Origin of the sequence: Pseudonocardia kongjuensis, assembly GCF_039526905.1 — a bacterium.
Taxonomy (GTDB): Bacteria; Actinomycetota; Actinomycetes; order Mycobacteriales; family Pseudonocardiaceae; genus Pseudonocardia; species Pseudonocardia kongjuensis.
Map to the genome: position 1 here is coordinate 178494 of NZ_BAAAJK010000034.1, position 12790 is coordinate 191283.

Annotated in this window: 9 protein-coding genes; 3 read left to right on the forward strand and 6 right to left on the reverse strand. The window is 75.9% G+C overall.

Annotation, left to right across the window (positions count from 1 at the left end):
- Nucleotides 1-56 precede the first annotated feature (56 nt).
- Together ABD160_RS25205 and ABD160_RS25210 are read left to right on the forward strand one after the other, a co-directional pair.
- Nucleotides 57-1424, forward strand: a complete 1368-nt coding sequence (locus ABD160_RS25205; RefSeq protein WP_344026727.1) for a dipeptidase — start codon at nt 57-59, stop codon at nt 1422-1424.
- Between the two features lie 80 nt (nt 1425-1504).
- A complete protein-coding gene (locus ABD160_RS25210; RefSeq protein ID WP_344026729.1) occupies nt 1505-2344 on the forward strand; it encodes an LLM class F420-dependent oxidoreductase in 840 nt (279 codons plus the stop codon).
- Here ABD160_RS25210 and ABD160_RS25215 read toward each other — a convergent pair.
- Nucleotides 2289-3137, reverse strand: a complete 849-nt coding sequence (locus ABD160_RS25215) for an alpha/beta fold hydrolase (protein WP_344026841.1) — start codon at nt 3135-3137, stop codon at nt 2289-2291. The two genes, ABD160_RS25210 and ABD160_RS25215, sit on opposite strands and share 56 nt — an antisense overlap.
- Before the next feature lie 44 nt (nt 3138-3181).
- On the opposite strand from ABD160_RS25215, the gene ABD160_RS25220 reads away from it, so the two are divergent.
- A complete protein-coding gene (locus ABD160_RS25220; RefSeq protein WP_344026730.1) occupies nt 3182-6337 on the forward strand; it encodes an AfsR/SARP family transcriptional regulator in 3156 nt (1051 codons plus the stop codon).
- Here the strand turns inward: ABD160_RS25220 and ABD160_RS25225 are convergent.
- From ABD160_RS25225 to ABD160_RS25245, 5 genes are all read right to left on the reverse strand, one after another.
- The gene (locus ABD160_RS25225) at nt 6312-7139 is read right to left on the reverse strand and encodes an ABC transporter permease (RefSeq protein WP_344026732.1); all 828 of its coding nucleotides are present in this window, start codon (nt 7137-7139) and stop codon (nt 6312-6314) included. The two genes, ABD160_RS25220 and ABD160_RS25225, sit on opposite strands and share 26 nt — an antisense overlap.
- On the reverse strand, nt 7136-8101 hold the full coding sequence (locus ABD160_RS25230; protein WP_344026734.1) for an ATP-binding cassette domain-containing protein: 966 nt from the start codon (nt 8099-8101) through the stop codon (nt 7136-7138). Before ABD160_RS25230 ends, ABD160_RS25225 begins: the two co-directional genes overlap by 4 nt.
- 294 nt (nt 8102-8395) lie before the next feature.
- Nucleotides 8396-10192: an ABC-F family ATP-binding cassette domain-containing protein gene (locus tag ABD160_RS25235; RefSeq protein ID WP_344026736.1), complete on the reverse strand. Its 1797-nt coding sequence runs from the start codon at nt 10190-10192 to the stop codon at nt 8396-8398.
- Between the two features lie 15 nt (nt 10193-10207).
- On the reverse strand, nt 10208-11185 hold the full coding sequence (locus ABD160_RS25240; protein ID WP_344026738.1) for a 4-(cytidine 5'-diphospho)-2-C-methyl-D-erythritol kinase: 978 nt from the start codon (nt 11183-11185) through the stop codon (nt 10208-10210).
- A gap of 62 nt (nt 11186-11247) precedes the next feature.
- A complete protein-coding gene (locus ABD160_RS25245; protein ID WP_344026740.1) occupies nt 11248-12768 on the reverse strand; it encodes a DHA2 family efflux MFS transporter permease subunit in 1521 nt (506 codons plus the stop codon).
- Nucleotides 12769-12790: the final 22 nt, after the last annotated feature.

Here is a 12790-nt window from a genome sequence, read left to right on the forward strand (position 1 = left end):
CGCCGCGATCGGTGACCGGCTGATCCGGAACGGGCCCGGGCGTAGCATCCGGGCCCATGACGGACCAGCAGATCAGCACCCCGCCGGCCGAGCTCGCCGAGGCGGTCACGGCCGTCCTGCCCGGGGCGCGCACCGACCTGGAGGCGCTGGTCCGCATCCCGAGCATCTGGGCCGATCCGGCGCACGCCGACGACACCCGGCGCTCCGCGGACGCGGTCGCCGCGCTGGCCCGCGACGCCGGCGCGGCCGACGTGCAGGTGATCTCCGCCGGCGGTGGCGCGCCGGCCGTCGTCGCGCACTGGCCGGGCCCGGAGGGCACGCCGACCGTCATGCTCTACGCCCACCACGACGTCCAGCCGACCGGCGGCGACGAGCACTGGACGACGCCCCCGTTCGAGCCGACCGAGCGGGACGGCCGGCTCTACGGCCGCGGCGCCGCCGACGACAAGGCCGGCGTGATGACCCACCTGGCGGTGCTGCGCGCCTACGACGGGCGGCCCCCGGTCGGGGTGGTGCTGTTCATCGAGGGCGAGGAGGAGTCCGGCTCGCCGACGCTGACCGCGCTGCTCGCCGAGCACCACGCGAGCCTCGCCGCGGACGTCATCGTGATCGCCGACGCGGCCAACCCGGCGGTCGACGTGCCGGCGCTGACCACCAGCCTGCGCGGGCTGGTCGACGTCGTCGTCGAGGTGTCGATGCTGGAGCGGCCGGTGCACTCCGGGGTCTACGGCGGCCCGATCGGCGACGCGCTCACCGCGCTCTGCCGCACGCTGGCGACCCTGCACGACGACAAGGGCGAGGTCGCCGTGCCCGGCCTGGTGCACGGCAGCTCGGACGCCCCCGACCCGGACGAGGCGACCTACCGGGCCGACGCCGGCCTGCTCGACGGCGTCGAGCTGATCGGCTCCGGCAGCATCCCGGAGCGGGTGAACGTCAAGCCCGCCGTCGCCGTGCTCGGCATCGACGCGCCGCGGGTCGCCGAGGCCTCGAACGTGCTGCTGCCGCGGGCCCGGGCGATGGTGAGCATGCGGCTCGCCCCCGGCGAGGACGCGGCGCAGGCGCAGCGGGCGCTCGCCGAGCACCTGGAGCGGAACGTGCCGTGGGGCGCGCACGTGACGGTGACCCCCGGCACCGGGGTCGCCGAGCCGTTCAGCCTGTCCGCGACCGGCGAGGTGTACGACCACGCCCGCGCCGCCTTCTCCTCGGCCTACGGCAACTCCGCGGTGGAGACCGGCATCGGCGGCTCGATCCCGTTCATCGCCGAGTTCGCGCGCACCTTCCCGGGCGCCGCGGTGCTGGTCACCGGTGTCGGCGACCCGGCCAGCCGGTGGCACGGCATCGACGAGAGCCTGCACCTGGGCATGTTCGGCCGCGGCGTGCTCGCCGAGGCGCTGCTGCTGAGCCGGCTCGGCGGGCAGGACTGACCCGGACCTGCCCCGGCCGGCGCCGGTGACCCGGCCGGGCCCGCCGACTGGGCCGGGGCCGGATCGGGTATCCACGGACCATGAAGTTCGGCATCGCCACGTTCGTGACCGACGAGGGCATCCGGCCGGGTCCGCTGGGCCGCGCGCTCGAGGAGCGCGGGTTCGACTCGGTCTTCCTCGCGGAGCACTCGCACATCCCGTCCAGCCGGGAGTCCCCGTACCCGGGCGGCGGTGACCTGCCGCGGGTCTACTACCGCACGCTCGATCCGTTCGTCGCGCTGACCGCGATGGCCGCGACGACCACCGATCTGCTGCTCGGCACCGGGATCGTCCTGCTCCCGCAGCGCGACGTGATCCACACCGCGAAGTCGGCGGCCAGCCTGGACCTGGTGTCCGGCGGGCGGCTGCTGTTCGGCGTCGGCGCCGGCTGGAACCGCGAGGAGATGCGCAACCACGGTGTCGACCCGGCGACCCGGGGCCCGCTGATGACCGAGCAGCTGCACGCGCTGAAGGCACTGTGGACGCAGGAGGAGGCCGAGTTCCACGGCGAGCACGTGCACCTCGAGCGGTCGTTCTGCCGGCCCAAGCCGGTCCGCGAGCCGCACCCGCCGATCTACCTCGGCGGGGAGAGCGGGGCCGCGCTGAACCGGCTCGCCGAGGTCGGCGACGGGTGGCTGCCGCGCGGGCACCTGCCGATCGACGAGATCCGGCGGGTGCGCGCCGAGCTCGCCGACCGCGGGAGGCCGGACGTGCCGACCACGGTGTTCGCCGTCCCGCCGGAGCCGGCGGCGGTGGCCGGCTACGCCGACGCCGGGATCGAGCGGGTGACGTTCCTGCTGCCGACGCTGCCCGAGTCGGAGACCCTCACGAAGCTGGACGAGCTGGCGCAGGTGACGCGGGTGGCGCAGGGCGCCCGCTGACCGCGCCGAGCACCAGCGCGGTCAGCGCCTCCGGGGCGTCGAGCTGGATCAGGTGCCCGGCGGCGGGCACCAGGTGCAGCTCGGCGCCCGGGATCGCGGCGGCGAGCCGGTGCGCCCGGTCCACCGGGATCCAGGTGTCCTCGGTGCCCCACACGATCCGCACCGGCAGGTCGAGCTCGCCGTAGCGGGGCTCGATCTCGTCGGTGAAGCGCTGGTCTGCCTGCGCGATCTGCCGGTAGAACGCCGCCCGCCCCTCCGCGCCGAGCCACGGCCCGACCAGCATGTCCTCGTCGTCGGCGCGCAGCGGGCGGAACGCCGCGCCGCGCACGTAGGCGCGGACCAGCGCCTCGTGCAGCGGAGCGGGCAGCGCGGCGAACACGGCCGCGTTGTCCCGGACGAGCCGGAAGAACTCCGAGCCCCACGGGGCGAGCGCGACGACGTCGACCAGGGTCAGCGAGGCGTACGCGGCGCCGTGCAGCAGGTGCGCCCGCAGCGCGACGGCGCCGCCGTAGTCGTGCGCGACGACGTGCGGCGGATCGTCGAGCCCCCAGTGGTCCAGCAGCGCGGCCAGCATCCGGCCCTGCACGCCGAGCGACACGTCGTCGCTCTTCGACGACGTCCCGTAGCCGGGCATGTCCCACAGGAGCACCCGGTGCGACGGGGCGAGGGCCGCCGCGACCGGTGCCCACAGCCGCGACGACCACGGCGTGCCGTGGCAGAACACCACCGGTGGGCCCGCGCCGCGCGAGGTCCATCGCACCCGGTGGCCGTCGACCGAGTACACCTCGTCCATATCCACCGGCGGAGCCTCGCACATTCCGGGCAGAATGAGCGCCGATGGAGATCCGGCTGCTGGGCACCGTGTCCGCGCTCGACGGGTCCGGTGCGGAGCTGCTGCCCGCCGGTCCGCGGCTGCGCGGGCTGCTGGCCCGCCTGGCGCTGGACGCCGGTCACCCGGTCGACGCCGCCACCCTGGTCGACGCGCTGTGGGGTGAGGCGCCGCCGTCGACGGCGAACGCGTTGCAGTCGCTGGTGTCCCGGTTGCGCCGGTCGGTGGGCGCCGACCGGGTGCGCTCGGCGCCCGGCGGCTACCGGCTCGACGTCGGCGCCGACGCGGTCGACGCGCTGCGGTTCGCCCGGCTGCGACGGGAGGCCGCCGCGACCGCGGACCGCGAACGGGCCCGGGAGCTGCTGGACCGGGCGCTGGGCCTGTGGTCCGGCCCGGCGCTGGCCGACCTGCGCGAGGTCGCGTTCGCCGGGCCGGCGGCGGCCCGGCTGGCCGAGGCCCGCGCCGCGACGGCCGAGGAGCTGACCCGCCGCACCCTGGAGGACGGGGTGCCCGCCCCCGGCACGCTGCGCGGCGTGCTCACCGAGGTGCTGGCCGAGCAGCCGCTGCGGGAGACCTCGGCCGTCGCGCTGGCCAGGTTGCTGCACGCGTCCGGGCACCGCGCCGACGCGCTCACCGTGCTGGACCGCACCCGCTCCGCGCTGGCCGCGGAGCTGGGCGTCGACCCGGGCCCGGAGCTGCGGGCCGCCCGCACCGAGCTGCTGCACGACGCCCCCGCCGGGAACGGCCGGGTCGCGGCACCGGCACCGGCCACCCGCGCCGGCCCGGCGGGGACCCCGCGCCACCGCGCGCCCGCGCTGACCTCGTTCATCGGCCGGGAGGACGATCTGGCCCGGCTCCGCTCCCTGCTCGCGGGCGCCCGCCTGGTCACCGTGACCGGGCCGGGCGGGGCCGGGAAGACCCGGATCGTCGCCGAGGTGGTGCGCGACCTGGACCGCCCGGTGGAGGTGGCCGAGCTGGCACCGCTGGCCGGGCCGGAGCAGCTCGCGGCGACCGTGCTGCACGCCGTCGGCGGCCCCGATCTCAGCCTCGGCGACCGCACCGGGCCGGGCACCCTGGCCCGGTTGCGGACCGCGCTGGCCGGCCGGGAGCTGCTGCTGGTGCTGGACAACTGCGAGCACCTGATCGACCCGGTCGCGACGCTGGTGCACGACCTGCTGGGCACGGTGCCGGGGCTGACGGTGCTCGCCACCAGCCGGGAGCCGCTGGGGGTGCCCGGCGAGGTGCTGCACCCGCTGGGCGCGCTCGACGACGCGCAGGCGGCCCGGCTGTTCACCGACCGCGCCGCGGCGGTCGCGCCCGGGTTCACCGCCGATCCGGCGACCGTCACCGAGATCTGCCGCAGGCTCGACGGGCAGCCGCTGCCGATCGAGCTGGCCGCGGCCCGGGCCCGCACGCTCAGCGCGCGCGAGATCGCCGACCGGCTGGCCGACCGGTTCCGGCTGCTGGTGACCGGCAGCCGCACCGTGCTGCCCCGGCACCAGACGCTGCGCGCGGTCGTCGACTGGAGCTGGGACCTGCTCGGCGCCGCCGAACGCACCCTGGCCGACCGGTTCGGGGTGTTCGCCGGGCCGGTCGGCGCGCACGCGGTGGAGACCGTGTGCGGGGGCGGCGGCCTGGACGGCGACCCGCTCGGCCTGCTCGACGCGCTCGTCGAGAAGTCGCTGGTCGTCGCGACCCAGGATCCGGGCGGCGGGCCCACCCGGTACCGGATGCTGGAGACGATCCGGGAGTACGCGGCGGCCCGGCTCGCCGAGTCGGGTGGGTCCGGCCGGATGGTGCGGGCACACGCCGACTGGCTGCTGGCGGTGCTCGAACCCGCCGAGCCGCAGCTGCGCACCCGCGCGCAGCTGGACACGCTGGCGACGGTGCGCCGGGTCGAGGGCGAGGCGTTCCGGGCACTCGACCGGGCCGTCACCGATCCGCGGCCGGAGCACGCACACCGGCTGCTGGCGGCGGTGTCGTGGAGCTGGATGATCCGCGGCGAGAACATCGCGCTGCTGCACTGGTCGGACCTGGTGGCCGCGCTCGACGCGCCGGCGGACGTGCCGGCGGTCACCACGAACCGGGCGATCCGGGCGCTGCTGCTCGCCGGTTACGTCTCCGTCGAGGGTGCGCCCGCCGAGATCGACGCCGTCGGGTCGGCGCTGCCCGGGCTGCCGCATCCCCGGCACCCGGCCGTCGTCCTGGCCGGGCCGGTCGCCGAGGCGTTCCGCTCGGGCGACCGCACCGAGCTCGGCGCCCTGGTCGCCCGGGGTGCGGACCCGTGGCTGCGCGGCGCGGCCGCGTTCCTGGCGTCGGTGCACGCGGAGAACGAGGGGGACCTCGACGAGCAGCGCGCCTACCTGCGGGTCGCCCATCCGCTGTTCCGCTCGGTCGGCGACCGGTTCGGGCTCGGGCTGACCGTGGCCTCGCTCGGCGAGCTGGAGGACCTGGCCGGCAACGGTACGGCCGCCTGCACCGCCTGGACCGAGTCGATCGCGCTGACCGCGGAGCTGGGCAACCTCGACGACATCCCGCACTACCGGATGCAGCTGGCCGGTCTCGCGGCCCGCCGGGGCGACGAGGCCGGGGCCCGGGAACATCTGGAGCTCGCCGCGAGCGACCTGCGCGAGCACCCGCACCAGCGCCCCGCGAGCTGGATCGACTGGGGTCGCGCCGACGTCGAGCGGCGGCTCGGCAGGCCGGTGCACGCCCGGACACTGCTCGCCGAGTCGTGGAACGCCGACGGGCCCGGCGCGGGCCGGATGCAGCGGGTGGCCCTGCAGCACGTCTTCGCGGCCGCGGCCGAGCTGGACCTCGGCCGGATCGACGCCGCCCGGGTGCTGCTCGACGCCGCCGCCGACGCCGCCCTGCAGAGCAACGACGGCCCGGTGCTCGGCATGGCCGCCGAGGCGTCCGCCCGCTGGGCGGTCGCCGATGGCGACCCGGAGCGCGCCGGTGAGCTGCTCGGCGTCGCGATCGCCCGGCGCGGCACCCTGCACCTGGGTGATCCGGAGGTCGTCGCGACCCGCGACGCGGTCGTCGCCGCGCTCGGCGAGGGCGGCGCGGTGACGGCGATCGACCGCGGCCGGGCCGCCCCGCGCGACGTCGCGCCCCGGCCGCTGCGCGCCCATGACGTCAGGTCCGCCGCCGGTACAGGGTGACCGCCAGCGGCGCGAAGATCGCGACCACGATCGCCGAGGTCACCAGTGACGCGGTGACCGCGGCTGCGGCGGGTTCGCCGTCGAGCAGGGCCCGGACCGCGTCCGCGCACCGGCTGACCGGGTTCACCTCGGCGAACGGGCGCAACCAGTCCGGCATGGTCTCGACCGGGACGAAGACCGAGCTGGCGAACGTCAGCGGCAGCATGATCATCGCGCCGATGCCCTGCACCGACCGGGGCTCCCGGACCAGCACCCCGAGCGCGGTGAAGATCCAGCACATCGCGAAGGCGAACAGCACCACCAGTGCGAACGCACCCAGCACCGCGACCGGCCCGGCCGAGGTGCGGTAGCCCAGCGCGAAGCCGAAGGCCAGCATGATCACACCCGAGGTGATGTAGCGGACCAGGTCGGCGCCGACCGCACCGACCAGCGGCGCCGCCCGGGAGATCGGCAGGCTCCGGAACCGGTCGAAGATCCCGGTCTTGAGGTCCTCGGCCAGCCCGACCCCGGTCCCGGCGGAGGCGAACACGACGGTCTGCAGCAGCACACCGGGCAGCGCGTACTGCAGGTAGTCCTCGCTGCTCCCGGCGATCGCGCCGCCGAACACGTAGACGAACAGCAGCAGGAAGACGATCGGCTGCAGGGTGACGTCGAGCAGCGCCTCCGGCGAGTGGATCGTCTTGGTCAGGCCGCGGCGGGCGAGCGCGGCACTGTGCCGCAGCGGGGCGGGTACCCGGCTGCGGCGGGCGCCGGCCGGCGCCGCGGCGGGCGGCGACGGGCGGCCGGTGAGGGTGGCGGTCACGCGGACTCTCCATCGGTGGTGGTGGCCTGCCGGCCGGTGAGGGTGAGGAAGACGTCGTCGAGGCTGGGCAGCCGCAACCCGATCTCGGCGACCGCGATCCCGGCCTCGGCCAGCCGGCCGTCGGCGCGGCCCAGTGCGCCCGGGTCGCCGGCGGGGACGCTGACCTCGCCGGAGGGCGCGATCGACGGCTCGCCGCCGGTCTCGGCCGCGACGACCGCGGCGACCTGCGCGGCGTCGCCCGGCCGGACCGGCCGCACGTGCAGCAGCTGCCCGCCGGTGTCCGCCTTCAGCTCGGCCGCCGTGCCCGCGGCGATCACCCGGCCCCGGTCGAGGACGACGAGATCGTGCGCGAGCTGGTCGGCCTCCTCCAGGTACTGGGTGGTGAGCAGGACGGTGACGCCCTCGTCGGCGAGCCGGCGGACGGCCTCCCACACCTCGTTGCGGTGCCGTGGATCGAGCCCGGTGGTCGGCTCGTCGAGGAACAGCACCTCCGGGTCGCCGACCAGGCTGGCCGCGAGATCGAGCCGGCGGCGCATGCCGCCGGAGTAGGTGCGGACCCGGCGGCCCGCGGCCTCGGTGAGCCCGAACCGGTCGATCAGCTCGTCGGCGCGGGCCCGCGCGGCGCGGCCCGGGAGATCCAGCAGCCGCGCGATGAGCACCAGGTTGTCGCGGCCGGTGAGCGCCTCGTCGACCGCGGCGTACTGCCCGGTGAGCCCGATCCGGCGGCGGACGGCGGCCGGATCGGCGGCGACGTCGTGCCCGAGCACGGTGGCCCGGCCCGCCGTCGGCGGCAGCAGGGTGGCGAGCATCCGGACGGTGGTCGTCTTGCCGGAGCCGTTCGGCCCGAGCAGCCCGAGGACCTGACCGGGACGGGCGGTGAAGGAGATGCCGTCGACGGCGCGGACGTCGCCGAACGTGCGTACGAGCCCGTCGACCTCGATGGCGGGCGGTGGAGCGTTCATGCGTCCATCGTGCGCCGAGGCCCTGGCACGGGGCTGGCACGGGCCTGGCACGGGACCTCGCACCGGGCTGTCACGGGACCGGGGCCGGATCAGCGCCGGCCGGTGCGGCCCGATCGGCCCGGCTCCACCGCCGCCCCCCGACGGCGGCGGCGGAACCGAACCGCTCCCCCCGTCACGGCGACGCTCCCCAGCCCGCCGTGACCCGTCCGACGGTATCGGGGTCGCGCGGCGTCCGGATCGGTCGAACTACTGATCTCCAACCCCGGCTCCTCCTACCGAGGTAGGAGAAACGCCCTACCCTTCGGCGCGTTCGGCGGCATCCAGCCACTCGATCTCGACCGTCTCCCGCTCCGCGACGACCGCCTTGAGCTCGCGGTCCAGCTCCATCAGCCGGTCCGGATCGGTGGCCGCCTCGGCCAGCTGCGTGTGCAGCCGCTCCTCACGCTTCGTGAGCTGCTCCATCCGCCGTTCGAGGCGCTGCGCGTCCTTGCGGGCGGTCCGCTGCGCGGCGGCGTCGACCTTCGGTGCCCGCCCCGCCGGGGTGCCGGCGGGCGACGGCGCGGCCTGCGCCACCGCGGCCGGGCCGCGACCGGCGGCCGCCCGGCGCGCCACGTACTCGCCGATCCCGCCGGGGAGGTGGGTCAGCTTCCCGTCCCCGAACAGCGCCAGCACCTGGTCGCAGACCCGCTCGGTCAGGTACCGGTCGTGGCTGACCACGACCAGCGTGCCCGGCCAGCCGTCGAGCAGGTCCTCCAGCCCGGCGAGGGTGTCGACGTCCAGGTCGTTCGTCGGCTCGTCGAGCAGCAGCACGTTCGGCTCGTCCATCAGCAGCCGGGTCAGCTGCAGCCGTCGGCGCTCGCCGCCGGAGAGCCGCCCGACCGGCGTCCACTGCCGGGCGGCCGGGAACCCGAGCTGCTCCAGGACCTGCGACGCGGTCATCTCCTGCTTCCCGAACCGCACGTACTTGGCGACGGCCTCGGTCGCCTCCAGCACGCGCATCTCGGCCGGCAGGTCGATCAGCTCCTGGGTCAGCTGGGCGAGCTTCACCGTGCTGCCCTGCACCCGGCGTCCGGCGTCGAGCTCCCGCTCGCCGGTGAGGGCGCGCAGCAGGGTCGTCTTCCCGGACCCGTTGACGCCGACGATGCCGACCCGGTCGCCCGGCCCGAGCCGCCAGGTCACCCGGTCCAGCAGGGTCCGCCCGGCGACCTCGACGGTGGCGTCCTCCAGCTCCAGCACGGTGCGGCCGAGCCGGTTGGTCGCGAACTGCATCAGCTCGACGGTGTTGCGCGGCGCCGGGACGTCCGCGATCAGCGCCTCGGCGGCCTCGATCCGGTACCGCGGCTTCGACGTCCGGGCGGGCGGGCCGCGGCGCAGCCAGGCCAGCTCCTTGCGGGCGAGGTTGCGGCGGCGCTGCTCGGCGGCGTCGGCCTGCCGGGACCGCTCGGCCCGGGCGTAGACCCAGTCGGCGTAGCCGCCGAGGTAGGACTCGACCTTCCCGTTCGCGACCTCCCAGGTGCGGGTGCAGACGGTGTCGAGGAACCAGCGGTCGTGCGTGACGACGACGAGCGCGATCCGGCGGGTGATCAGGTGCTCGGCCAGCCAGCCGATGCCCTCGACGTCGAGATGGTTGGTGGGCTCGTCGAGCACCACCAGGTCGAGCTCGCCGACGAGTGCCGCGGCCAGCGCGACCCGCCGCTTCTCGCCGCCGGACAACCCGTCGGTGGGCCGCTCCGTGTCGGTGATGCCCAGTCCGTCGAGCACGTCGCGCACCCGCGGGTCGGACGCCCACTCGTGATCGGCGCCGTAGTGCTGCAGCACGATGTCGCGGACGGTCGACCCGGCCGGGAACCGGTCCCGCTGGGCCAGGTGCGCCATCCGCAGGCCGCCGAGCCTGCTGACCCGGCCGCCGTCGGTCGGGCGGTCCCCGGTGAGCACGTCGAGCAGGGTGGTCTTGCCGCCGCCGTTGAGGCCGACGACGCCGATCCGGTCGCCGCGTTCCACCCCCAGCGAGACGGCGTCGAGCAGCACCCGGGAGGCGTCACCGGGCACGTGCGCGGTGACGTTCTCCAGGTTGAGCAGGTTCTCGGGCATCAGTTCCTCCGGCCTTCAGGCACGTGCCGGCGGCCAGCTGCCGGATCCGGTCGGGCCGCCGCGTCCCGGCGGCGGCTCGTGCTCGTCGATCACCCGGGCGCCGCCGACCGGGCCGTGCGCCACCCGGACGGTGCGGCACACGCCCATCCCGGCCAGCTCGGTGGCCACCTCGACGGCCGAGTCGGCGTCCGCGCAGAGGAACGCGCAGGTCGGCCCCGATCCGGAGACCAGACCGGCGATCGCCCCGGCGTTCACCCCGGCGCGCAGCGTGCGGCGCAGGTCCGGCGCCATCGAGACGGCGGCGGCCTGCAGGTCGTTGCCCAGGTTCAGGGCGAGCTGTCGCGGATCGCCGCCGGCGAGCGCCTCCAGCACCGGCTCGACCGGCCGTTCCGGCGGCTCGGCGCCGCCGCGCAACCGGTCCAGCTCGCCGAACACCGCCGGGGTGGACAGCCCGCCGCGGGCGAGCGCGATCACCCAGTGCAGCCGGTGCCGGGCGAGCACCGGGATGACCTGCTCACCGCGGCCGGTGCCGAGCGCGGTCCCGCCGTGCAGGCCGAACGTGACGTCCGAGCCGAGCTCGGCGGCCAGCCCGGCCAGCTCCTCGCGGCCCAGCTCCATCCGCCACAGCGTGGACAGCGCGACCAGCGCGCCGGCCGCGTCGGCGGATCCGCCGGCCATGCCGCCGGCGACCGGGATGCCCTTGCGCAGGGTGACCCGCACGTCCGGCTCCCGGCCGGCCCGCTGCGCGAGCAGCTCGACCGCCCGCCAGGCCAGGTTGGTGGCGTCCAGCGGCACCTCGGCGACGCCGTCGCCGTGCACGTCCAGCGCGGGCTCCTCGGCGGGCTCGACCGACACCTCGTCGAACAGGCTCACCGCGTGGAACACGGTGACCAGGTCGTGGAATCCGTCCGGCCGCACCCCGCCCACGGCGAGGTGCAGGTTGATCTTCGCGGGCACCCGGACGGTGACCGGTCGTGGCACGGCGGACAGCACCGTTCAACCCTACGGGCAGCGCCGGGCGGCGTGCCGCCACCCGGGGAGTACGGTGGCCCGGCTCACCGCCGCGGTGCGTCGCCCCGGTCCGCCGCGGCCGGGTCGCGGGTGCGCAGGTGCTGCGGCCGGGCGAAGCAGAGCACCGCGACGAGCCCGATCACCAGTACCGCGGCCGGCAGCAGCACCGACTGCGCCATCGCCGTCGCGAAGGACTCGCGGACCTCGTCGGGCAGCGGACCGGCCGCGAAGGCGGCGTCCGGGGTGGCCGCCCCGCCCGGCACCAGCGCGGCGATCCGCGCCTCCATCAGCACCGCGATGCCCGCGCTGCCCAGCACCGCGCCGACCTGCCGGGTGGTGTTGTAGACGCCGGAGCCCGATCCGGCCTGCTCCATCGGCAGGTTGCGGGTCGCGCTGGTCGAGATCGGCGCCCACACGCAGGAGTTGGAGATGCCGAGCAGCGAGATCGGCAGCAGCAGCTGCCAGACCGGGGTGTCCGGGCTCATCACCGCGGCCAGCCAGAGCAGCCCGATCACGAACGTCGACATGCCGAAGCCGCCGATCAGCCGCGGATGGATCCGGTCGGTCAGCCGCCCGGTCCACGGCGCGAGCGCGCCGGAGAGCACCGCGAGCGGCACCAGCAGCAGCGCCGCCTCGGTCGGCGAGAAGCCGCGCACGTTCTGCGCGTAGATCATCAGCGGGAAGCCCTGCGCGGTGATCGCGAACCCGACGGTGCAGATCGCGATGTTCGCCAGCGAGAAGTTCCGGTCCCGGAACAGCTGCAGCGCGACCAGCGGCTCGGAGCGGGTGCGGGACTGCCACCACACGAACACCACCAGCACGACGGCGCCGACCACGATCAGCATCCACACCGGGACCGGGCCGACGATCGGCCCCCAGTCGTAGCGCTGGCCCTCCTGGATCCCGAAGACCAGCAGGAACACGCCGGTCGCCGACAGCACGACGCCGACCAGGTCGAACCGCCGCTTCGAGGTCTCCAGCGCGGGCACCAGGTACCAGACGGCGGCGAACGCGACGACGCCGAGCGGCACGTTCACGAAGAAGATCCACTCCCAGCCGAGCGCGCCGACCAGCACCCCGCCGAGCACCGGGCCGGCCAGCGTCGCGACCCCGGCCACCGCGCCCCACAGGCTCATCGCCCGCCCGCGCTGGGCGGCCGGGAAGGTGCGGGTGATCACCGCCATCGTCTGCGGCGTCATCATCGCCGCGCCGAGCCCCTGCGCGACGCGGGCGACGATCAGCTCGCCGATCGTGCCGGTCAGCCCGCACCACAGCGACGCCAGGGTGAACACCGCGAGCCCGGCGAGGTAGACGTTCTTCGGCCCGAACCGGTCCCCGAGCCGGCCGGTGACCAGCAGCGGCACCGCGTAGGCGAGCAGGTAGGCGCTGGTCACCCAGACCACGGTGTTGACGTCGGTGCCGAACGCCACCAGCAGCGCGGGCGTCGCGACGGTGACGATCGTCGCGTCGACGAGAATCATGAAGAACCCGATGACGAGCGCCCAGAGCGCCGGCCACGGGCTCGTCCCGTCCGCGCTCACGACCGCCTCGCGTGCCCTCGTCACCCGACCATGATGGGCCCGGCGG